We start from the raw sequence: 21,670 nt of genomic DNA, 5'->3' as shown, positions 1-21,670 counted from the left end.
CTCCTATGGTCGCGCTGGGATTGCGGCGGATGGCCGCAGGGGTTGTGGGGCGGACATCATGATTCGGCGCGTCATCGCCATTGCGATTGCGGGAGCTGGCCTTGCCGGCTGCTCGTCGTTCTCCATGGATGCCTTCAAGGCGGCACCGACGGAGGTTCCCGTGCAGCTCGATTCGGTGCCGCAGGGCGCCGACGCCAAGACCTCGCTTGGACCGGGCTGCAAGACCCCCTGCACCGTGCAGGTGCCGGCGCCCGATGCCGGCTTCAGCGTGACCTTCACCTTGGACAGGTATCTGCCGGCGACGATTCCGGTGCAGGTGATCCGCAACTCCGGGGATTTCAACAATTCGCCGCCGGTCGTGATGGATCCGAGCCCGGTCGTGGCCGAGCTGCAGCCGGCGCCGGGGGCGCCGCCGAAGGCCGTGAAGCATATGCGGCCGAAGAAGCCGAAGCCGCAGAAGTCCGCCGCCGCCCCGGCGCCAGCCGCACCGGCGACGACCGGATCGACATTCCCTGCCCCGACTCCCGGCGCCGCACGCCAATAGGGACGAAGCACGTCTTCGTGCAGCGCAGCATCGACGGTTGAGCCGAGGCGATTGTGAGCGGCTGCAATCGTGATTAGATTGATTGGCGAGAGTACCCCCGGCCGCACGTCTCGCGCGGTCGCCGCGTGGCACCGCTGCCACCTGCAAGGCCATCCATGACTGCTGACATGTTGAGTGACAACGCCCTGACGCGCCCGATGACCGACCCGTTCGGCCGCAGGATCAGCTATCTGCGCGTCTCGGTCACGGACCGCTGCGACCTGCGCTGCTTCTACTGCATGTCGGAGGACATGACCTTCCTGCCGAAGGCCGACCTGCTGACATTGGAGGAGCTCGACCGTCTCTGCTCGGCCTTCATCCACAAGGGGGTGAAGAAGCTCAGGCTGACCGGCGGCGAGCCGCTGGTCCGGCGCAACGTCATGGGGCTGGTGCGCTCGCTGTCGCGGCACCTCGAAAGCGGTGCGCTGGGCGAGCTGACGATGACGACGAATGCGACGCAGCTCGCCAAATACGCCTCCGAGCTCGCCGATTGCGGCGTCCGCCGCATCAACGTGTCGCTCGACACGCTCGACCCCGACAAGTTCCGCGCCATCACCCGCTGGGGCGATCTCGACCGCGTGCTCGCGGGCATCGAGGCGGCGCGTGACGCGGGCCTCGCGGTGAAGATCAACGCGGTCGCGCTGAAGAACATGAACGAGGACGAGATCCCCGGCCTGATCGACTGGGCGCATGGCAAGGGCATGGCGCTGACGCTCATCGAGGTGATGCCGATGGGCGAGATCGGCGAAGGCCGCATCGACCAGTATCTGCCGCTGTCGCTGCTGCGCGCGCGGCTGTCGCAGAGCTACACGATGACGGATCTGGACGAGACCACCGGCGGCCCGGCCCGCTATGTCCGCGTCGCCGAGACCGGCGGCACCATCGGCTTCATCACGCCGATGACGCATAATTTCTGCGAGAGCTGCAACCGCGTGCGCGTTACCTGCACCGGCACCCTGCACACCTGCCTCGGCCACGAGGATGCCTCCGACCTGCGCAAGCCGTTGCGGGCGTCGGCCAGCGACGAGCAGCTCAGCGAGGCGATCGACCGCGCCATCGGCCTGAAGCCGAAGGGCCACGACTTCATCATCGACCGCCGCCACAACCGCCCCAGCGTCAGCCGGCACATGAGCGTGACGGGCGGCTGACCCTGTGCTCCCCTGGAAGCTGATCGACACCGCAGACGTGCCCGGCGGCGGCGAGCCGCTGCGGCTGATGCAGCGGGGCCGCGAGTTCACCATCAAGCTCGGCCCGAACGAGCTGATGAGCAGCCGCCTCTACGGCTCCGAGGAGGCGCTGGCGACCCTGAGCTGCGCCCGCATCAAGGACCGCTCTCATCCGCATCTTCTGATCGGCGGCCTCGGCATGGGCTTCACCCTGCGCGCGGCGCTGAAGGTGCTGGGCCCGCAGGCGCGCATCACCGTCGCCGAGCTGGTGCCGGCGGTGATCGCCTGGGCGCGCGGACCGATGGCCGAACTCTCCGGCGACAGCCTCACGGATCCGCGCGTCGACATTCGCGAGGGCGACGTCGTCAGGCTGATCACCGCCGCGCGCGGCAGCTATGATGCGATCCTGCTCGACGTCGACAACGGCCCGCAAGGCCTGACCCGAACATCCAACGACGCGCTCTATGACTCCTCGGGCCTGCGCGCCGCCTTCACCGCGCTGCGCCCCGGCGGCGTGCTGGCAGTGTGGTCGTCGCACCCGGCCGACCACTTCACCCCGCAATTGCGCAAGGCCGGCTTCGCCGCCGAGGAGATCAAGATCCGCGCCACCGGCCGCGGCGGTCGCGGCGCGCGCCACGTGATCTGGATCGCGACGCGGCCGGCGTGAGCGCATCCCGCGCGCACTGAGCCGCAGCGCCGTGATGCGCTTCCACCCGTCGCAGTTGTGTTCTCACCGACGCCTGTTAAGCTCGCATCGTTCATTTCAGCCCTTTTCGACTCGCCTTCTCCACGAGGCTCATTGACATGACCGTCGATCTTTTGAAGGACACCAAGACCTATCCGCGGATGACGCGCTGGTTCAATCCGCTGCTGCTGATCAAGCTGCTCAACAACGTCGTCATGTCGGCGATGTTCGGCCAGTATGCCGACCGGCGCCTGATCGTCGCCGCGCTCGACACGGTGACACCAGACGAGCACATGAAGCGCGCGACGGCGTTCGCGAGGAGCCAGAGCCCGACGACGAGAGGCCCGGTCTGGATCGACTTCGTCGCCGACCTCGGCGACGGCTTCGACAGCACCTATGCGGTGGCCTGCCTGCTCGCCCGCGAGAGTCTTGATTTCGGCGGCGGAATTCTGCCGCGCGGCGAGATGCTGATCATGGGCGGCGACGAGGTGTATCCGCTCGCCAATGTCCAGACCTACAGGAATCAGCTGCGAAAGCCCTATCAATGGGCCTCGCCCGACCACGACAAGACCGACGATGACGGCGTGCCGCTGTTCGCGATCCCCGGCAATCATGACTGGTATGACGGTCTGGTACAGTTCCTGGCCTATTTCACGCGGCCGACGCCGACCCATTTCGGCTCATGGCGGACGCAGCAGAAGCGCAGCTATTTCGCGATCCAGCTCACCGAGAGCTGGTGGCTGTGGGCGATGGACATCCAGCTCGCCGACAACATGGACCAGCCGCAGGCGGACTACTTCAAGATTGTCGCCCAGTCGGACCAGCTCAAGCCGAATTCCAGGATTATCCTCTGCACCGCGGAGCCGGGCTGGCTCTACACGGACACCAACATGCGATCGTGGGAGATCGTCGACTACGTCCTCGGCATTGCCAAGAAGGCGGACAAGGCGCTGACGATCCCGCTGCTGCTGTCCGGCGACACCCATCATTACAGCCGCTACCACGCCGATGACGGCACGCAGTTCGTGACCTCGGGCGGCGGCGGCGCCTTCCTGCACCCGACGCATCAGTTGGAGAAGAACGTCAGCGTGCGCTGGACCGGCACGAAGGTGCCGCTGAAGCTCGCCGGCAAGAATGACGGCAAGGAGCCGGCAGCCTACCCGTCCATGGAGACGAGCCGCGGCCTGGTCTGGCGCAATCTCTGGTTCGCGGTCACGAACTGGGATTTCTCGATCTTCATGGGCCTGGTGTATTTCGTCGTCGGCGTCCTGGTCGGGCTCCGTGACGAGCCCGACATCCGCATCCTCGTGGCGCTGGCATTTGCAGCCGGCATCATCGGCTACACCACACGGCAGGAGCACGTCTCGCTCACCGACATCTTCAAGAAGTGGCAGCGCCGTCACATCCGGACGGAGTTCGACGAGATCGATCGGGAAAACGTGCCGATCCAGTTCAAGAAGGCGCTGGTCGTGATCGGCACGAGCGTGATTCACACCGCCGCCCATGTCGTGACGGCGCTCGCGGCCGCCACGCTGTTCAAGCAGATCAACGGCGATCCCTTCCCGGCAGGCCATCCCTGGTACAGCATCTGGAGCTGGCTCGGCTGGCTGGCGCTGGAGATGGGTCTCGTCGGATGCTTGCTCGGCAGCAGCTATTTCGGCCTCAACATGCTGATCACCTGCCGCTGGCTACGGATGAACCGCAACGACGCCTTCAGCGCGTTGCGCATCGGCAACTACAACAACTTCCTGCGGCTGCGCGTCGAAGGCGACGACGTCCAGGTCCACGCCATCGGCCTCGATCGCGTGCCGGAACGTCACGAATGGCAGGAGAATTCGAAGTACCGCGAAGGCCAGCCGCAGCAGCCAAGGTTCGCGCCCGCGGAACCGCTGACACCGCACCTGATCGAGACGTTCGTCGTCTCCGGCCACGCTGGGCCGGCGGAGCGCCCGACCTAGCTGCGCGTCGTACCGGACAGCGACGTTTGTTGCCGCCGTCGTCCCGGCTTGCGGTCCTCGGCACAGCCGAAGCCGCAATCCTCAGGCCGGGAGAATCCCGGCGCGTCCTTGATCTCGTCGTAGAAGATCCAGCCTGTCGCACCGTTGGCGCACCTAAGCTGGAGCCACTCATGGACGTCATCCTCCGGGCTGGCGCCCGCGGCCGGAGTTGCGCCGATCTCGGCCGACGCATCGAACATGTCTTGATACGCCTGATAGACATCGGTACCGACGCGCATCAGGAAAAATCCCTCCGCGCCCGGACCGATCGCAGACCACCGGTCGCCCTTCTTGAAGTTGACCGTGACCCGCTCGCCGTTCGGCATTTTCGACAGATCGGATGAGTGATCTTGCGTCAGCTCATACGTCCTGATCCGGGTGAACGTCGCGAAGGTCAACCGCTCCGGTCTCACCCGCTTGCTGTTCCAGGGATGATAGGTCGCGCCTCTCCGAAGCGCGCAGGGCACTGATTTCGGCGCTCCGATCTCCGGCTTGGCCCGAATGGCGAGCGTGATGCCCTGTCCACGGAGAACCCGTCGGGCCATTCGTTGCCCCAGAAGTCCACCTTGAACCACGCAGACGGGTCGTATGTCGCCGGGCGAGCGGAGCCATTGGCCTGCCGCTCCGACGCGGCCGCAGCGCCGGCCTGCCGCTCGATCCCCTGCGCGCTGGCCAGGCATCCGCCAAGGATCGTGGCCGGAATGAACGCGGGGACCATCGTCAGGAGGCGTCTTGCCCTGCTCATGACCTGCTCCCTCGGCGCTTCGTACGCATCCGCCACGCAGTGGCTCCATTGGCACTCGCCCGGGTTGGAAGCGCGCTGTGGCGCGGCGACAATGACATGCGCCGCAGAAACACGCCATGCTTGCCCGCTGCTGAGCGGCGAACGCTCGATCGTGCGCAGATGTCCTGCCCCGCAACAGCACGATGATCCGATCCGGCCTCGCCACGCCCTGACGCGCGCTCGCGTCCAATGCCGGGGACACTGCAACGCACCGTCCCCCGGGGGCGCGCCCACGGTCGGAACCGCCGCCGCGCCGGCGAGTTGCTCAGCCGCGGAGAGGACACGCGATGCCGAGCGGCTCCTGCCGATCGCGTCAGTCCTTTCTTCGACGGCAACTGGACTCATCAACTCGACGGAGAGACGACGATGAAAACACCTCTTCTTCTTGCTGGCGCACTGATCATCGGATCCGCGGCCCCGACGCTCGCCGATGAATACTATGTGGTGCAGGGACCGAGTCACCGCTGCACCATCACCACGACGCGTCCCGCGGACCGCGAGATCGTGACGCAGATCGGACCGATGGCGTTCACCAGCCGCGTGGAAGCCGAGGACCGGATCAGGCAGACCAAGGTCTGCGAGGACGGAGGCACCGTCGGCAGCACCGGCACCACCACCACGATCATCAAGGAGAAGTAGTCGGCGGCGGCGAGAACTCTCGAATCCGGCGACGCAGAAGGTCGCGCCCCTGCCGATGGGTGCGGCCTTCTCTGCGTCGTACCTGCCAGTTGGTCGCGATACTGCCAGCCGTCGCCATCGGCAGCGACACCGCGACCGAAAGCCTGGCCTCTCCGATCCCGTCGCGGCAACGGACATTGCGTTCCAGCGCTGCCTTGGGTACGCCGTCATGCGGCCAGGACCAGGACATCATGCCTTCGCAATCGCTCAAGCTCGCTGCCGGGAGCCTCGTCGTCGGAACCGGCGTTCTCGGCCTGAAGTATTTCGCCTATTGGATCACCGGCTCGGTCGCGCTGTACTCGGATGCGCTGGAAAGCATCGTCAACGTGGTCACGGCCGGCGTGGCGCTGCTCGCGGTGCGCATTGCGGCCAAGCCGGCCGATGCCAATCATCCGTTCGGCCACCATAAGGTCGAGTATTTCAGCGCGGTCATCGAGGGCGTGATGATCATCGTCGCCGCGCTCCTGATCGTCCATGAGGCCTACGGCAATTTCTTCAATCCGCAGCTGATGTCAGCCCCGGTCGAGGGCCTCGCCGTCAATGGACTGGCGAGCGCGATCAATGCGGTCTGGTGCTGGCTCCTGATCACGCGCGGCAAGCGTCTGCGGTCGCCGGCGCTGGTGGCGGACGGACGGCATCTGCTGACGGATGTCGTCTCCTCCGGCGGCGTCGTCATCGGCCTCGGCCTGGCTGTCCTGCTGCAGCTGCCAATCCTCGATCCGGTCCTGGCCGTGCTGGTCGCCGTCAACATCCTGTGGTCGGGATGGCAGGTGTTGAAGGAGTCCACCGGCGGGCTGATGGATGAGGCGGTGTCCGACGCCACACTACAGCGCATCCGCCAAATCATCAGCCAGCATGCCGACGGCGCACTCGAGGCGCACGATGTGCGGACACGGCATGCAGGGAAGATGACCTTCATCGAGTTTCATCTGGTCGTGCCCGGCGAGATGTCGGTTCGCGAAGCGCACGACATCTGTGACCGCATCGAAGCCGCCTTGCGCGATGACGACGAGCACAGCTCGATCACCATCCACATCGAGCCTGAGAGCAAGGCCAAGCACTCCGGCGTGGTCGTGCTCTAAGCGCCGGCGCGGGCCTGCCGATCTCACTCTGCACGGCGGGCGCAACGCGCCTCAGAGGAGCGAGCGATCGATCCGGCCGCGGCAAAGTTCACCGAATTTTCGGTGGCGTGAGCGGGCGTCCGGGTGCTCGCCTATCTTGATCACTGCTTCAAGACCTGCACGCGCACGCGGTCGATTTCGGCCTGGATTGCCGGGCGCTCGGCAACGCCGGGCAGAACGACATCGGGCTCGACCACGACGGAGAGGACCGGACAGTATTCCGGCCTTCCGTTCCATTGCGTCCGGGCCAGTTCAGGACAGGCCCCGTTGATGATCTCCCACGCGTTGCCGGCGGACTTCACGATTGTCGAGCATTTCGGGCAGCAGGTCTGCATGGTCTGACATTTACCTTCCGAATGACGTGCTCCAGCGCGCAGGACGGGTGGTCCGCGCCGAAACGCATGTCATCGCATTGAGGATCAGTGGATATTGCTGAGCTCGCTCCGTCCCGTGCGCACGCACGCCTGACCCGCCCTCTCTCCGCTCAATAAGCCCGACTCGAGATTTCCGGAAGCAGGGAACGAACACAAGTCGGCGTGTATCGCAATTGGTACACTGGCCCAGCGAGCATCGGCCGCCCTCGCCGGCCTTTGCATTGGCTCTCCCCGGTCGCACCGGACCAGCCGACAGCGCCGCGTGCGGCGCAAGCGCCCGCTTTTTCGGCATCGCTCCCTCGCTCGCGCCCCGGCCGGTTTACGAAGCCAGGGCAAGGCGTTGACCGGGCGCCAATCTGTCCATTTTCCGATTGACGGCAGGACGGCGCGCTGAAATGGTGCCCCCGCTTTCAGGCCCCGCGCGGCCCTCGGGCGGTCTCGCCCGGCATCCAAGCGCCGAACAAGAGCCGGAAGCGATCGAGGGGGAGGACGTTTCGTTGCATTCGCTCCAAGCGCGCCGTCATCACGACATGCCCGTTCTGCGTGATCGCGAAGCCATGCCTCCCGAGAGCTCAGGCGCGCTGTCCTGACCAGCGCCCGCAGCGGAGACAATGATGCGCCCCTTGTTGGCAATTAGTACGGCCATCGATCAGCTCAACGAAAAGATCGGTTACGTCTGCAATCTCCTGGTGCTGCTGGCCTGCCTGGTCAGCGCGATCAACGCCATGATCCGCTATGCCTTCAGCTATTCGTCGAATGGCTGGCTGGAGCTGCAATGGTACATGTTCGCGCTGCTGGTCATGTTCGGCGCCTCCTACACCTTCCGGCGCAATGAGCACGTCCGGGTCGAGCTGCTCTACCTCTATCTCTCCGAGCGCGGCCAGCTCTGGCTCGACCTGATCGGCACACTGTTCTTCCTGATCCCGACCTGCCTGCTGCTGGCCTATCTGTCCTGGCCGTTCTTCATGCAGTCCTATTCGGTCAACGAGATGTCGGCCAATGCCGGCGGCCTGCTGCGCTGGCCGGTCAAGCTGGCGATCCCCGCGGGCTTCGTGCTGCTGGCGCTCCAGGGATTGTCCGAGGTGATCAAGCGCGCGGCGGCGCTGCAGGGTTACGTGACGATCGACGCGAAATACGAGAGGCCGACGCAATGATTACGCTGGAGATGATGCCGCCGCTGATGTTCGGCGGCCTGGTCCTGGCGATGCTGATCGGCTTCCCGGTGGCGTTCACGCTCGCCGCCGTCGGCCTGTCGTTCGGCTTCCTCGCCATCCATCTGGGCTTCTTCGACCTCAACTTCCTGCAGGCGATCCCGGGCCGCATCTTCGGCAGCGTGCTCGCCAACGACCTGCTGCTGGCGATCCCGTTCTTCACCTTCATGGGCGCGATCCTGGAGAGATGCGGGCTCGCCGAGGACATGCTGGATTCGATGGGCCAGCTGTTCGGCCCGATCCGCGGCGGCCTCGGCTATTCGGTCATCATCGTCGGCTTCATCCTCGGCGCCATCACCGGCACCGTGGCGGCGCAGGTCATCGCCATGGCGATGATCTCGATGCCGGTCATGATGCGCTACGGCTACAACATGCGCTACATCACCGGCGTGCTGGCGGCCTCCGGGACCATCACGCAGCTGGTGCCGCCGTCGCTGGTGCTGATCGTGCTGGCCGACCAGCTCGGCAAGTCGGTCGGCGACATGTATCTCGGCGCCTGGGGCCCCTCGATCTTCCAGGTCATCCTGTTCGCCGGCTATACATTCGTGCTCGGCCTGGTCAAGCCGGGCCATTTGCCGCCGGTGCCGAAGGAGGCCCGCACTCTGACCGGCTGGGCACTGTGGAAGAAGTGCCTGATGGGCATCATTCCCTCGGCGGTGCTGATCTTCGTCGTGCTCGGCACCATGATGATGGGCCTGGCCACCCCGACCGAAGCCGGTGCCATGGGCGCGGTCGGCGCCATCGTGCTGGCGGTGATCCACCACAAGGAGTTCACCAAGAGCGACCGCAGCATCCTGATCGTCGGCGTGGTGGCCGCCGGCATCGGCACCATCGTCGCGATGCTGTTCACCGAGAACCTGGTGTTCAAGCTGTCGTTCGCGATCACCTATCTCGCGGTCGCCTGGCTGTGCATCCGCGCCACCGCCATCCCCGACCTGCGCGACCTGATCAAGCAGGGCTACGAGACCACCATGCGCATCACCTGCATGGTCACCTTCATCCTGATCGGCTCGACCTGCTTCTCCGTCGTGTTTCAGGGCGTCTCCGGCGGCGAGTGGCTGGAGCACCTGCTGACGTCCCTGCCCGGCGGCGTCTGGGGCTTCCTGATCTTCATCAACATCTTCATCTTCTTCCTGGCCTTCTTCCTCGACTTCTTCGAGATCGCCTTCATCATCCTGCCGATGATCGCGCCGATCGCGCAGAAGATCCTGGCGCCGGTGGTGGGACCGGAAGCCGCGCTGATCTGGTTCGGCGTCATGCTGTGCGTGAACATGCAGACCTCGTTCCTGCATCCGCCGTTCGGCTTCGCGCTGTTCTACCTGCGCGGCGTGGCACCGAAGGAAGTGAAGAGCTCCGACATCTATTGGGGCGCGATGCCGTGGATCGGCCTGCAGGCGATCATGGTGCTCTTGGTGATCGCGTTCCCGGTCACCGTCACCGGCCTGCTGGACAAGCCGGTCCAGGTCGACCTCGACAAGGTCAAGATCGAGGTGCCGCAGATCGACCTGCCGCCATTGGATTTCGGCCAGCCGAAGCAGTAGCGGCGCTCAACCGAAAAAAGCCCCGGAGGGTGACCTCCGGGGCTTTTGTTTTGGAGACGTATCTATCAACGTCATTGCGAGGCGCTCTTGCGCCGACGCGTCCGCCGAAGCCCATCGGGCGAAGGCGGAAGCAATCCAGGATCAAGCGCGCGGCCCTGGATTGCTTCGGTTCGCTCGCAATGACGGCGGAGAGACCTTTGGGACCGCCTCAGCTCTGCGAACGCCGGGCCATGAAGTTGTCGTAGCCGACCTCGGCGACCTGGAACCAGGAATAGCCCGCGCCCGAATAGGCCGTCAGCGAGTCCAGCGCCTTCTTGAAGTTGGGGTTGCCGGCCGCGACCTCGGCATGCAGCTCCTTGGCGGCCTTGAACGAGGCCTCCATGACCGGCGCCGGGAACGGGTGCAGCTTGGCGCCGCCGGCGATCAGCTTGCGCAGCGCCAGCGGATTGGCCGAATCGTACTTCGCCATCATCCAGTTGTTGGCGAAGTGACCGGCCTGCTCCAGGAGCTTCTGATAGTGCTTGGGCAGCGCGTTCCACTTCTCCAGATTGATCATGGCGAGCAGCATCGGCCCGCCTTCCCACCAGCCGGGGAAGTAGTAGTGCGGCGCGACCTTGTAGAGGCCGAGCTTCTCGTCGTCATAGGGGCCGACCCACTCGGCGGCGTCGATGGTGCCCTTCTCCAGCGCCGGATAGATGTCGCCGCCGGCGAGCTGCTGCGGCACGCAACCGAGCTTCTGCATGACCCGGCCGGCAAAGCCGCCGATGCGGAATTTCAGGCCGTTGAGATCGTCGACCGAGTTGATCTCCTTGCGGAACCAGCCGCCCATCTGGCAGCCAGTATTGCCGGCCAGCAGCGAGGTGACGTTGTAGCTCTTGTAGAACTCGTTGAGGATCTCCTTGCCCCCGCCCATCAGGTACCAGGCCTGGTTGATGCGCATGTTCGGGCCGAACGGCACCGACGAGCCGAAGGTGAAGGTCGGATCCTTGCCGAAGTAGTAGTAGGACGCGGTGTGGCCCATCTCGACGGTGCCGTTCTGCACGGCGTCGAGCACCTGCAGGCCGGGCACGATCTCGCCGGCGGCGAAGGTCTGGATCTGGAATTTGTTGTCGGTGGCCTCGCCGACCATCTTGGCCATCATCTCGGCGCCGCCATGCAGCGTGTCGAGCGATTTCGGCCAGCTCGTGGTCATGCGCCATTTGATCTCGGGCATCGATTGCGCGACCGCGGGCGCAGCGATCGCTGCGGCGCCGGCCGCGCCGAGCCCGGTGACCTTGATGAAGTCTCTCCGCTTCATAGTCCTTCCCTCCCTCGGGGTGATGTGTCCGTTTCCTGGGCAGCCTTCTTGCGAGGCCTCGGTTCCAGTCTGGAGCAAACTGCGCGGAAGTGCCATTGCGAAACGTTGTCGCAACGCAACGCAAAAGCCCGGCCTCTTGCGAGGCCGGGCTCAAGCGGGTCCGCCGATCGAACGTTCGAGATCAGCCGCGGGTGCGCGAGCGGATCATGAAGCTGTCATAGGTGTATTCGGCAACCTGCCACCACAGATATTCATCCGAGCGGTAGGCCTGCATGGCGTCGATCGACTTCTTGAAGTCGGGGTTCTTGGCCGAGATTTCGCCCCACAGCTCGTTGGTCGCCTTGAGGCAGGCTTCCAGCACCTCGTTGGTGAACGGACGCAGCTGGGTGCCGCCGGCCACCAGCCGCTTCAACGCCGACGGGTTCTGCATGTCGTAGCGCGCCGCCATCCAGGTGTTCGCGGCCATGGTCGCGTTGGTCAGGATCGCCTGGTAGTTCTTAGGCAGCGAATTCCACTTCTCCAGGTTGGAGAAGGCGTGCACGGTCGGACCACCCTCCCACCAGCCCGGATAGTAGTAGTACTTGGCCACCTTCTGGAAGCCGAGCTTCTCGTCGTCATAGGGGCCGACCCACTCGGCCGCGTCGATGGTGCCCTTCTCCAGCGCCGGATAGATGTCGCCGCCCGCGAGCTGCTGCGGCACGACGCCGAGCTTCTGCAGCACCTGGCCGGCGATGCCGCCGATGCGGAATTTGAGGCCCGAAAGGTCGGCGACGGTCTTGATCTCCTTGCGGAACCAGCCGCCCATCTGGGTGCCGGTGTTGCCGCAGGGGAAGCCGATCACGCCGAACTTCTTGTAGAACTCGTTGGCGAGCTCATTGCCGCCGCCCTGGTACAGCCAGGAGTTCTGCTGCCGGGCGTTGAGGCCGAACGGGACCGAGGCGAAGATCGCAAACGTCGGGTCCTTGCCGACATAGTAGTACGACACGGTGTGGCACATCTCGACGGTGCCATTGGCGGTCGCGTCCAGCGCCTGCAGGCCGGGGACGATTTCGCCGGCCGCGAACACCTGGATCTGAAACTTGTTGTCGGTCATCTCGGCGACGTACTTGGCGAGCTCGGTGGCGCCGCCATAGATCGTGTCGAGCGACTTCGGGAAGCTCGAGGTCAACCGCCACTTGATCTCCGGCATCGACTGCGCGATGGCCGGCGAGGCGACGGCGCCCGTCGCCGCGGCGCCCGCAGCCGAAACCTTCAGAAAATCACGACGCTTCATATTAAGGCATCTCCTTGTTGGGGGCGTTTCCCGTTAAAAACTTTTCCGCCGACGCGATTGGCCGCATCCGGTCGAAGACGATCCGCGCCGGGCTTAGCACGGAACCGGTTCAGCGAAAACGCGACGTTGGAATGACAAACAGTCCAATAGTCGCACGCACTTCGCTGCACTGCATCAAGACGGCATCAGGCTGCGGCGATGGAGTCCTTGAGCTGGTCGCGCACGGCGCCGGCGATGGTCCGGTAGATTGCCGCGTGCGGACCGTTCGGCTCGCTCTCGACCACGGGATTTCCCGCATCGGAGGTTGAGCGGATGTCCATGTGCAGCGGGATCTCGCCGAGGAACGGCACGCTGAGCCGCTCGGCCTCGTGGCGGGCGCCGCCATGGCCGAAGATATCCGAGCGGGTGCCGCACTCCGGGCACTGGAAGTAGCTCATGTTCTCGATGATGCCGAGCACGGGCACGTTGACCTTGCGGAACATCGCCAGGCCCCGGCGGGCGTCGATCAGCGACAGGTCCTGCGGAGTCGAGACGATGACGGCGCCCTTCAGCGGCACGTTCTGCGCCAGGGTCAGCTGGGCGTCGCCGGTGCCCGGCGGCATGTCGACGACGAGCACATCGAGCGTGCCCCAGGCGACGTCGCGCAGCATCTGGTTGATCGCCGACATCACCATCGGCCCGCGCCACACCAGCGCGCTGTCCTCCTCGACCAGGAAGCCGATCGACATGATCGACAGTCCGAATCGCGACAGCGGGATCATCTTCTTGTCGGAGGTCAGCTTGGGCTTTTCCTGCAGGCCGGTCAGCCGCGGCACCGACGGGCCGTAGATGTCGGCGTCGAGCAGCCCGACCTTGAGGCCGAGGTCGCGCAGGCCCAAAGCGAGATTGATGGCGGTGGTCGACTTGCCGACGCCGCCCTTGCCCGAGGCGACCGCGATGACCGCGGCGATCCCTGGGATCGCAGCCTGCTTCGACATCGGCGAATCGGACGGATGCTGGTGCTGATGCGGACGATGCGCCGCGACCGGCTGCACGCCGGAGGTGCGAGGCGCCGGGGCCGCAGCGCCGGCCTTGCGCTCGGCGGTCAGCGCGATCATCGCCATGGTCACGCCGGGGATGGCGCGCACGGCGGCCTCGGCCTGCGCCCGGGTATCCTCCCAGGCGCGCGCCTCGCTGGCCTCGACATTGATCGAGAAGAACACCTTGCCGTCATTGGCCGTAATCGGCGACAGCACGCCGGCATCGGGCAGCGCCACCCCGCGTGGCGAACGAACCCGCTTGAGTGCTTCGATGACCTGCTGCTGCGTCACGCTCACGGCGCGTCTCCTGAAAAGGTTCAGAACGCGCCACATCATCGCGTCCTATCATATTGGCCGGACATGATCTTCCGTCGTCGCCGACGGCTCCATTCCGGCCCGCTGTTGCGCTGCTTCATAATGCGGAGCGGCTCAAAACGCCACCTTGGTTCCGATGTCGGCGGCGGTCTCCACCGGCGCGTCCCCGGCCTGCTCCTTGGCTGCCTCGTAATTGAGCTCGATCATGACACCGTTGGGGTCGCGCACGAAGATCTGCCACAGCTCGCCGCCCGGCACCTGGCGCGCGTCGAACGGCATACCCTTGGCGGCGAGCCGCGCCTTCATGCCGGCAAAGCCGCGGCTGACGAAGGCGACGTGGTGGACGACGCCGGAGTCCGGCTTCTGGGCTTCCTCGGTCGGAGAGATGTCGACCAGATGCACCACCGGCCGGCCCTCGCTGTACATCCAGGCACCGGGGAACGCGAAATTCGGCCGGTCGCCATTCTCCAGCCCGAGCACGTCCTCATAGAAGCGGACCGTCTCGGCGAGGTTGCGGGTCCGGATGTTGAAATGATCGAGCACGCCGACGCTGACGCCCATGCGAGACACTCCCTGATTGATTGGTTGAACGTCTGGATTTCGTCGCGGGATGACGGCTTTGCAAGCCGTCATGATGATGCCTCTTTAGCACGACGGCGCGCGTTCGCATCCGTCACGAAGGCGTTGCCCCTGCCTCGCAAGCCGTTATGGTGCGGCGTCCAGCGTGCCGCCGGAACCCGGCCGGCTGCTGATGTTTTTCCTCAAGAACCGCCCGGCCCTCTCAAGGCCGTCGGCAGAACCTCAAGGGCAAGGTAGCTCAAATGGCTAAAGTCGCTTTCATCGGTCTCGGCGTCATGGGTTTCCCCATGGCAGGACATCTCGTGAAGAAGGGTGGTCACGAGGTCACGGTCTACAACCGCACCGCGGCCAAGGCGCAGGAATGGGCCGACAAGTTCGGCGGCAAGACCGCAGCCACGCCGAAGCAGGCCGCCGAGGGCCAGGAGTTCGTGATGTGCTGCGTCGGCAACGACAACGACCTGCGCGCGGTCACGATCGGCGCCGACGGCGCCTTCGCCGGCATGACCAAGGGCGCGACCTTCGTCGACCACACCACGGCCTCGGCTGAAGTGGCACGTGAGCTCGATGCCGCAGCCACCAAGGCCGGCTTCAAATTCATCGACGCGCCAGTGTCGGGCGGCCAGGCCGGCGCCGAGAACGGCGTGCTGACCGTGATGTGTGGCGGCACCCAGGATGCCTTTGCCGGCGCCGAGCCGGTGATCGCCGCCTATGCCCGGATGTGCAAGCTGCTCGGGCCGGCCGGCTCCGGCCAGCTGACCAAGATGGTCAACCAGATCTGCATCGCGGGTCTGGTGCAGGGCCTCGCCGAAGGCATTCATTTTGCGAAGAAGTCCGGCCTCGACGTCCCCGCCGTGATCGACACCATCTCCAAGGGCGCCGCCCAGTCCTGGCAGATGGAGAACCGCTACAAGGCCATGAACGAAGGCAAGTATGACTTTGGCTTTGCAGTGGAATGGATGCGCAAGGACCTGTCGATCTGCATCAGCGAGGCGCGACGCAATGGCGCCCATCTGCCGGTGACGGCGCTGGTCGACCAGTTCTACTCCGAGGTCGAGAAGCTCGGCGGCAAGCGCTGGGATACGTGCAGCCTGCTGGCGCGGCTGGAGAAGTAATCCGTCAGGCTTCACAACGACCGATCTGCCGCCGCCGCTTCAGGGGGCGGCAGATCACCGACCCTACTATTCCCGCCCCCCTTCGCGCGCGCATGTCAGGCCGGTCCGCAGCACGCCGTCGGGCCGTGCTTCACCCGTCCGTCGCCCCCCACGTCATTGCACCTGCGGCGACTCGCTGATACCCGTTGCAATCGCTAATCGTTCGCACGTGTTGCTGGATCGAGACACCTAGCACCAGAATGCCGCACATGTAATGTTATAACATTACATCATGCGCTAATTCGGCTAACTCTCGTCCCGTCATCATGAGTGTAAGGGGGCGCGGAGACTGGCCCCGGTCGGCATCCGCGATGGGAAGCGAAATGAGGGTGCGGGAATTCTGGAGTTCAGTGTCTTTGGCGGGGCTGATGGTCGCGGGCTGCTCGGCCATGACCTCGGCCGATGCGCAGCAAGTCTCCAATCCGGACCGGAGAGCAGCGGCCGACACCCTGCTGCCCGACGTCACGGTCGACGCCCCGCGCCAGCGGCAAGCCGCGGGCCGCACGCCGTCGTCGACACGGCCTGTCAGCCCGGCGGCACGGACGGCGCCCCGGCGCGCGACGTCGCAGGCAACCGGGCCCGGACCGTCGTTGCCCGCCTCGACCATGACGGCTGCCACCCCGCTCAACGGCAATGCAACCCCGGCCAGCGGCAGCCGCCTCGGTCTTACGTCGCGCGAGGTGCCGGCCTCGATCGAAGTCGTCGGCGCCGAGACGCTGCGTGAGCAGGGCTACCACACGACCGTCGACACGGTGAAAGGCGCCACCGGCGTCAGCGCCGGCGACGCCCCGAACGACGTCGGCTTTGCGATGCGCGGCTTCCAGGGCAACCAGATCAACGTGCTCTACAACGGCATCAATATCGGGCCGACCGGCTTCACCGCGCTGACGATGGAGACCTACAACCTCGACCGCGTCGAGTTTCTCAAGGGCCCCTCCTCGCTGATCTCCGGCCAGGGCGCGGTCGGCGGCACCATCAACTTCGTCACCAAGGCGCCGCACACCGGCCCGGTCGAGAGCGACGCCTTCCTCGGCTTCGACCAGCGCGGCAGCTTCCGCAGCGGCTTCGGCTCGGGCGGCAGCACGACCGTCCAAGGGCTCGATTATCGCTTCGACATCAGCAGGACCAAGGAGATCGGCTTCATCGACGATACCGAGTTCAAGAACCTCCACGTCTCGGGCCAGCTGAACTACCGCCTGTCCGACAGCTTCAAGACGTTCGTGGCCGCCGAATTCAAGGACTACAAGGCCAAGCCCTATGAAGGCACGCCGCTGGTGCCGGTCGCCGTCAGCGGCGCGAATGCGACCAGCGGCATCGTGTCGGGCACCAAGGTGTCCGACTACAACCTCACCAATCTCGGCGCAGTCACGATCGACGGCCGCACGCTGTCGACCAACTACAACGTGGTCGACGGCCACAAGACGATCAAGGAATCATGGCTGCGCAGCGGGTTCGAATGGGACCTGAACAACGCCGTCACGCTGCGCAGCCAGATCTACAACTACAATGCCAGCCGCGACTGGTACAACAACGAGGTCTCGGCGTTCAACGCCAAGACCAACGTGGTCGATCGCGAGCGCTTCTTCGTCCACCACAATCACAACATCGTCGGCAACGTCACAGACCTCACCTGGAACGGCAGCGTCTTCGGTCTCGCCAACCGCCTCGTCGCCTCGGTCGAGAGCTCACATACTGACTTCACGCGGCCCGGCGCGGCGAACTTCTTTCACGACACCGTGCCGCTGGTCGGGTTCGACAGAGGTGTCTTCGGCACTCTGACAACCCAGCTGCAGACGGCGACCATCGACAGCGTGGCGCTGAATCTCGAGGACCGGCTGAAGCTGACCGACACGTTCGCCCTGGTCGGCGGCCTGCGCTACAACCCGTTCACGCTCGACCGCAACGCGATCGACAAGGACGGCGTGGTGAAGAGCGGCTTCCCCTATTCGAAGAGCTGGCAGCCGGTCACGGGCCGCATCGGCTATACCTGGGAAGCTCTGCCGGGCACCACCTTCTACAGCCAATATGCGACGGCAAGCGACATCTCGGCCGACAGTATCTTCCTGCTCAGCCCGACGCAGAATCTGACGCTGTCGGACTCCCGCAGCTATGAGACCGGGGTCAAGCAGCTCGCGTGGAACGGACGGGCGGAATGGACCTTCTCCGCTTTCGACATCGAGCGCAACAATGTCTACAGCGCCCAGGCCGGCCAGCAGCTCAACCTCGCTGGCAAGGTGAAGTCGCAAGGCATCGAGATATCAGCCGCGGTGCGCCCGACGCCGGAGAGCAAGCTCTGGGGCAATGTCACCTATGTCCGGGCGCGCTACGCCGATTACGATCTCGCCGGCGGCGGCTCGTTCTCCGGCAACACGCCGCCGAACATTCCGGCTGTCATCGTCAATGGCGGCGGCTCCTACCGCTTCCTCAATCCGGGCTGGTGGCCGGTCGAGCTCGGCTTCTCCGTTCGCCACGTCGGCGACCGCTGGAGCACCGATGCCAACACGGTGAAGCTGCTCGCCTACACCACCGCCGATCTGTTCGCTTTCATCGATCTACCGAAGGTGCCGATGTTTGCCACCGCGACCAGCACACGCCTCGCTTTCCGCGTCCGCAACGTCACCGACAGGCGTTACGCGGCCTGGAGCGATCCGTTCTATCCCGACCAGATCTTCCTGGGCGCGCCCCGCACCTACGAGGTCGAAGCCTCGTTCAAGTTCTGACCTCGGCATGATCCGGGCGCTGATCCTCACGCACCGATGGTTGAGCATCCCGCTCGGTCCGCTGTTCGTGCTGTGGTTTGCGACCGGGATCGTGATGCACTTCGTGCCGTTCCCGGCCCAGACGGAGACCGAGCGCTTCGCCGGGCTGGCGCTGATCGATCACGCCGCGCCGCTGCGCAGTGCTACGGATGCACTCTCCGCGAGCGGAATCGATCGCCCCGACCGTATCCGCCTATGGCAGCGGGTGGATGGGCCGGTCTATGTCGTCACCGCCGCCGCCCGCAGCGTGGCCCTTCATGCCGACGCGCTGGCGGCGGCCGACGTCGCCGCTCCCGATCTCGCTCTGTCCATTGCGCGGATCACGGCGCAGCGGCGCGGACTCGATGCCAGCGGCGCCGCCGTCATCGCGCTGGACGCCTACGATCAATGGACGGTGCCGAACCGGTTCGACGTGCATCGCCCGCTGTACCGGATCGCGCTCCATGATCCCGACGGCACCGAGCTCTACGTCTCCTCCCGGACCGGTGAGGTGGTGCTGGATACGAGCCACTTCGCGCGCGCCTGGAACTATGTCGGCAGCGTCGTCCACTGGATCTATCCGACCGTGCTGCGCAGGGACTGGGCGGCCTGGAACGTGACGGTGTGGTGGCTGTCGCTCGCAGCCGTCATTGCCGCCGTCGCTGGCGCCCTGCTCGGTCCCGTCAGATTGAGGCGGCGCGGGGCGCGGCTGTCCTCGCGCTACTACGGCTGGCACCTCTGGCATCACTGGGCCGGCCTCGTCTGCACGCAATTCGTGCTGACCTGGATCGTCAGCGGCTGGCTGTCGATGGACCACGGCCGGCTGTTTGCGACCGGCCATCTCACAGCAACGGAGGAAGCCGTTCTCATCGGCGCACCCGACTGGACCGCCCTGACCGCCGCCCCGCTCCCGGTTGCGTCCGGCGATGCCCGCGAGATCGAATGGTTTGCGTTCGGCGGCCACCTCTATCAGCGCGTCCGGCGGGCGCTGAGCCAGCAGCAGATCTCAGTGCTGGACGGCTCCTCCGGGCGGATCGTCGGACGATTCCTGCAGCCGGCCGAGGTCAATGCCGCGACCGCCGGCATGCGCGCGGATTGCACGCGCTCGATCGAGGTCGAGCCGGGCGACGACCATCCGTTCACCTCCGACGTGCCGGGAGCGCCGGTCCATCGCGTGATCTGCGGCGACACGTGGTATCACGTCGATGCCGCCTCGGGCGCGGTGCTCGAGAAGCTCGATCCGTCCCGGCGCGCCTATCGCTGGCTGTATCAGGCGCTGCACACGCTCGACTTCCCGACCCTGCTCGCCCATCCGATGCTGCGCACCATGCTCATCGTCGGCCTGTGCTCGCTCGGCGTTGCCTTCAGCATCACGGGGCTCGTGATCGGCTGGCGCCGCCTGCGGCTGCAGCTCCGCTGAGACCGGCCATACTCGTTAATTTAACGCAGCGTTAACGCAAATTTTTCGTTGTCTATAATCCGTCTTAAGGATTTCGAGCCAGTTATAGACGATGCAGAAAGCAGCCCGTGCGGCGACGGGCAGGATTTGTGTTGTTGATGAGTAAACCTGCGGAAAAGCCCGAAGTTGTCGAGCTTCCGGCCGATGCGCCGGCGCTTGCACCGGCTAGCCAGCGCCGGGCCGCGCAGCAGCGGGTGCGCGAGGCGCGCGACCGGTTAACCTCGACATCGGGAACGCGGCCCGCCTTCGACCGCGAGCTGCTGCGCCAATACGCGCAGACCCGCATCTCCGCATCCTACATCGTGATGCTGCTGGTGGTCGCGACCGGCTTGATGCTCAGCGTCTGGCTGCATGCGGTGGCGGCCGGCGCCTGGACGCTCGGCGTGCTCTGCATCCATGCCGCGATCGTCCGCAACTGCTCGAACTTCCTCGCCGAGCAGCCGTCGATGGCGGCGACACGGCGCTGGCGCACGCGCTTCGTGCTGCTCGACCTGCTCTACGGCGTGTGCTGGATGGCGATCCTGATCCACCCCGCGCTGGCCGAGGTCTCAGGCACGCTGATGATGTTCCTGATGCTGCTGGTGATCGCCGTCTCCAGCATGCTCGCGGCCAATTTGCCGGTCGCGGCCGTGGCGGTGACCGCGCCGGTGACGGTCGCGATCACGCTCAGCCTCGCGCTGTCAGGCACATTCGACAACTACCTGCTGGCCGGATTTGCCGTCGCCGCCGAGGGCTATTTCGTGCTGCTCGCCCACCAGCTGCATTCGACGACGCTGGCGACGCTCGAGGCGCGCGCCGAGAAGGACGCGCTGATCGGCGAGCTCGAGCAGGCCAAGGCGATCTCCGACGAGGCGCGCTACCGCGCCGAGGCCGCCAATGTCGCCAAGTCGCGCTTCCTCGCCCAGATGAGCCACGAGCTGCGCACGCCGCTGAACGCGATCCTCGGCTTCTCCGAAGTGATGAAGAGCGAGATTTTCGGCGCGCATGCCGTGCCGGTCTACAAGGAATATTCCGCCGACATCCACAATTCCGGCGTCCACCTGCTCAATCTGATCAACGAGATCCTCGACCTCTCCCGCATCGAGGCCGGCCGCTACGAGCTCAACGAGGAGGCCGTGGCGCTGGTGCACGTCATCGCCGACTGCCATCATCTCCTGAAGCTGCGCGCCACCAGCCGCGGCATCACCATCCACGAGGTGTTCGAGCAGAACATGCCGCGGCTCTGGGCGGACGAGCGCGCGATCCGTCAGGTCGTGCTCAATCTGCTCTCCAACGCGATCAAGTTCACCCCGCAGGGTGGCGAGATCTGGCTCAAGGCGGGCTGGACGGCGTCGGGCGGACAATATCTCAGCGTCAAGGACACCGGCTCCGGCATTCCCGAGAACGAGATCCCGATCGTGCTCGCCTCGTTCGGCCAGGGCTCGAACTCGATCAAGTCGGCCGAACAGGGCGCGGGCCTCGGCCTGCCGATCGCCAAGAACCTGATCGAGATGCATGGCGGCACGTTCACCTTGAAATCCAAGGTCCGCATCGGCACCGAGGTGATCGTGACCTTCCCGCCGGAGCGGGTGATGTCGGCGCTCGCGCCGCTGTCCGACGAGGCGCCGCCGCTGCAGCCGGAACCGACCAGCGACCCCGCTCAGGAGAAGCGGCGTCTGCTGCGCAAGCCGATCATGAATGCCGGGACGGGACTGTGAGA

17 protein-coding genes and 1 pseudogene are annotated in these 21,670 nt (G+C 65.5%); 12 read left to right on the top strand and 6 right to left on the bottom strand.

The annotated features are described in order from the left end of the window. Positions 1-61: 61 nt before the first annotated feature. From QQL87_RS05330 to QQL87_RS05315, 4 genes are all read left to right on the top strand, one after another. Entirely contained in the window at positions 62-544 is a 483-nt protein-coding gene (locus tag QQL87_RS05330) for a hypothetical protein (RefSeq protein ID WP_284416866.1), read from the top strand. A gap of 155 nt (positions 545-699) precedes the next feature. Continuing rightward, positions 700-1,731 (top strand): GTP 3',8-cyclase MoaA, encoded by a 1,032-nt coding sequence (gene moaA / locus QQL87_RS05325; protein WP_284416739.1) that lies wholly within the window; start codon positions 700-702, stop codon positions 1,729-1,731. Positions 1,732-1,735: 4 nt separating this feature from the next. After that, positions 1,736-2,416: a spermidine synthase gene (locus QQL87_RS05320; protein ID WP_284416740.1), complete on the top strand. Its 681-nt coding sequence runs from the start codon at positions 1,736-1,738 to the stop codon at positions 2,414-2,416. A 137-nt stretch (positions 2,417-2,553) separates the two neighbouring features. Next, entirely contained in the window at positions 2,554-4,392 is a 1,839-nt protein-coding gene (locus tag QQL87_RS05315; RefSeq protein ID WP_284416741.1) for a metallophosphoesterase, read from the top strand. On the opposite strand, the gene QQL87_RS05310 is transcribed toward QQL87_RS05315, so the two are convergent. Beyond that, positions 4,389-4,976, bottom strand: coding sequence for a hypothetical protein (locus QQL87_RS05310; protein ID WP_284416743.1), 588 nt, complete (start codon positions 4,974-4,976; stop codon positions 4,389-4,391). The two genes, QQL87_RS05315 and QQL87_RS05310, sit on opposite strands and share 4 nt — an antisense overlap. A gap of 605 nt (positions 4,977-5,581) precedes the next feature. Here QQL87_RS05310 and QQL87_RS05305 point away from each other — a divergent pair. Next, the gene (locus QQL87_RS05305) at positions 5,582-5,854 is read left to right on the top strand and encodes a hypothetical protein (protein WP_284416744.1); all 273 of its coding nucleotides are present in this window, start codon (positions 5,582-5,584) and stop codon (positions 5,852-5,854) included. Positions 5,855-6,084: 230 nt separating this feature from the next. Beyond that, positions 6,085-6,975: a cation diffusion facilitator family transporter gene (locus QQL87_RS05300; RefSeq protein WP_284416746.1), complete on the top strand. Its 891-nt coding sequence runs from the start codon at positions 6,085-6,087 to the stop codon at positions 6,973-6,975. A gap of 140 nt (positions 6,976-7,115) precedes the next feature. Here the strand turns inward: QQL87_RS05300 and QQL87_RS05295 are convergent, their stop codons facing one another. Then, positions 7,116-7,316 carry a hypothetical protein gene (locus tag QQL87_RS05295; RefSeq protein ID WP_284416747.1) on the bottom strand — a complete coding sequence of 67 codons (201 nt, stop codon included), beginning with the start codon at positions 7,314-7,316 and terminating at the stop codon, positions 7,116-7,118. A 686-nt stretch (positions 7,317-8,002) separates the two neighbouring features. On the opposite strand from QQL87_RS05295, the gene QQL87_RS05290 reads away from it, so the two are divergent. Together QQL87_RS05290 and QQL87_RS05285 are read left to right on the top strand one after the other, a co-directional pair. After that, the gene (locus QQL87_RS05290; RefSeq protein WP_284416748.1) at positions 8,003-8,542 is read left to right on the top strand and encodes a TRAP transporter small permease subunit; all 540 of its coding nucleotides are present in this window, start codon (positions 8,003-8,005) and stop codon (positions 8,540-8,542) included. Next, a complete protein-coding gene (locus QQL87_RS05285) occupies positions 8,539-10,140 on the top strand; it encodes a TRAP transporter large permease (RefSeq protein ID WP_284416749.1) in 1,602 nt (533 codons plus the stop codon). Before QQL87_RS05290 ends, QQL87_RS05285 begins: the two co-directional genes overlap by 4 nt. Before the next feature lie 208 nt (positions 10,141-10,348). Here QQL87_RS05285 and QQL87_RS05280 read toward each other — a convergent pair whose 3' ends face one another. From QQL87_RS05280 to QQL87_RS05265, 4 genes and pseudogenes are all read right to left on the bottom strand, one after another. After that, positions 10,349-11,437 carry a TRAP transporter substrate-binding protein gene (locus QQL87_RS05280; RefSeq protein WP_284416750.1) on the bottom strand — a complete coding sequence of 363 codons (1,089 nt, stop codon included), beginning with the start codon at positions 11,435-11,437 and terminating at the stop codon, positions 10,349-10,351. A gap of 181 nt (positions 11,438-11,618) precedes the next feature. Beyond that, positions 11,619-12,713: pseudogene (locus tag QQL87_RS05275) on the bottom strand (TRAP transporter substrate-binding protein); the annotation flags it as partial. A 182-nt stretch (positions 12,714-12,895) separates the two neighbouring features. Continuing rightward, a complete protein-coding gene (locus QQL87_RS05270) occupies positions 12,896-14,026 on the bottom strand; it encodes an Mrp/NBP35 family ATP-binding protein (protein WP_284416752.1) in 1,131 nt (376 codons plus the stop codon). A 132-nt stretch (positions 14,027-14,158) separates the two neighbouring features. Further along, entirely contained in the window at positions 14,159-14,605 is a 447-nt protein-coding gene (locus tag QQL87_RS05265; RefSeq protein ID WP_284416753.1) for a VOC family protein, read from the bottom strand. A 260-nt stretch (positions 14,606-14,865) separates the two neighbouring features. Here QQL87_RS05265 and QQL87_RS05260 point away from each other — a divergent pair, with 260 nt between their 5' ends. From QQL87_RS05260 to QQL87_RS05245, 4 genes are all read left to right on the top strand, one after another. Further along, positions 14,866-15,735, top strand: coding sequence for an NAD(P)-dependent oxidoreductase (locus QQL87_RS05260; protein WP_284416755.1), 870 nt, complete (start codon positions 14,866-14,868; stop codon positions 15,733-15,735). Positions 15,736-16,097: 362 nt separating this feature from the next. Then, positions 16,098-18,494, top strand: coding sequence for a TonB-dependent receptor domain-containing protein (locus QQL87_RS05255; RefSeq protein ID WP_284416756.1), 2,397 nt, complete (start codon positions 16,098-16,100; stop codon positions 18,492-18,494). A 7-nt stretch (positions 18,495-18,501) separates the two neighbouring features. Then, the gene (locus QQL87_RS05250) at positions 18,502-19,932 is read left to right on the top strand and encodes a PepSY domain-containing protein (RefSeq protein ID WP_284416757.1); all 1,431 of its coding nucleotides are present in this window, start codon (positions 18,502-18,504) and stop codon (positions 19,930-19,932) included. 137 nt (positions 19,933-20,069) lie between these two features. After that, positions 20,070-21,668 (top strand): sensor histidine kinase, encoded by a 1,599-nt coding sequence (locus QQL87_RS05245; RefSeq protein ID WP_284416758.1) that lies wholly within the window; start codon positions 20,070-20,072, stop codon positions 21,666-21,668. Positions 21,669-21,670: the final 2 nt, after the last annotated feature.

The sequence above is a fragment of the Bradyrhizobium sp. SSBR45G genome (assembly GCF_030159255.1).
Lineage (GTDB): Bacteria > Pseudomonadota > Alphaproteobacteria > Rhizobiales > Xanthobacteraceae > Bradyrhizobium.
This window is presented reverse-complemented; position numbering and strand designations above follow the sequence as displayed.

Excerpts from the sequence above, each read along its gene's own strand:
- moaA (WP_284416739.1), top strand. The coding sequence starts at position 700 with ATGACTGCTGACATGTTGAGTGACAACGCCCTGACGCGCCCGATGACC.
- QQL87_RS05315 (WP_284416741.1), top strand. The coding sequence starts at position 2,554 with ATGACCGTCGATCTTTTGAAGGACACCAAGACCTATCCGCGGATGACG.
- QQL87_RS05310 (WP_284416743.1), bottom strand. The coding sequence starts at position 4,976 with ATGGCCCGACGGGTTCTCCGTGGACAGGGCATCACGCTCGCCATTCGG.
- QQL87_RS05305 (WP_284416744.1), top strand. The coding sequence starts at position 5,582 with ATGAAAACACCTCTTCTTCTTGCTGGCGCACTGATCATCGGATCCGCG.
- QQL87_RS05300 (WP_284416746.1), top strand. The coding sequence starts at position 6,085 with ATGCCTTCGCAATCGCTCAAGCTCGCTGCCGGGAGCCTCGTCGTCGGA.
- QQL87_RS05290 (WP_284416748.1), top strand. The coding sequence starts at position 8,003 with ATGCGCCCCTTGTTGGCAATTAGTACGGCCATCGATCAGCTCAACGAA.
- QQL87_RS05285 (WP_284416749.1), top strand. The coding sequence starts at position 8,539 with ATGATTACGCTGGAGATGATGCCGCCGCTGATGTTCGGCGGCCTGGTC.
- QQL87_RS05280 (WP_284416750.1), bottom strand. The coding sequence starts at position 11,437 with ATGAAGCGGAGAGACTTCATCAAGGTCACCGGGCTCGGCGCGGCCGGC.
- QQL87_RS05265 (WP_284416753.1), bottom strand. The coding sequence starts at position 14,605 with ATGGGCGTCAGCGTCGGCGTGCTCGATCATTTCAACATCCGGACCCGC.
- QQL87_RS05260 (WP_284416755.1), top strand. The coding sequence starts at position 14,866 with ATGGCTAAAGTCGCTTTCATCGGTCTCGGCGTCATGGGTTTCCCCATG.
- QQL87_RS05255 (WP_284416756.1), top strand. The coding sequence starts at position 16,098 with ATGAGGGTGCGGGAATTCTGGAGTTCAGTGTCTTTGGCGGGGCTGATG.
- QQL87_RS05250 (WP_284416757.1), top strand. The coding sequence starts at position 18,502 with ATGATCCGGGCGCTGATCCTCACGCACCGATGGTTGAGCATCCCGCTC.
- QQL87_RS05245 (WP_284416758.1), top strand. The coding sequence starts at position 20,070 with ATGAGTAAACCTGCGGAAAAGCCCGAAGTTGTCGAGCTTCCGGCCGAT.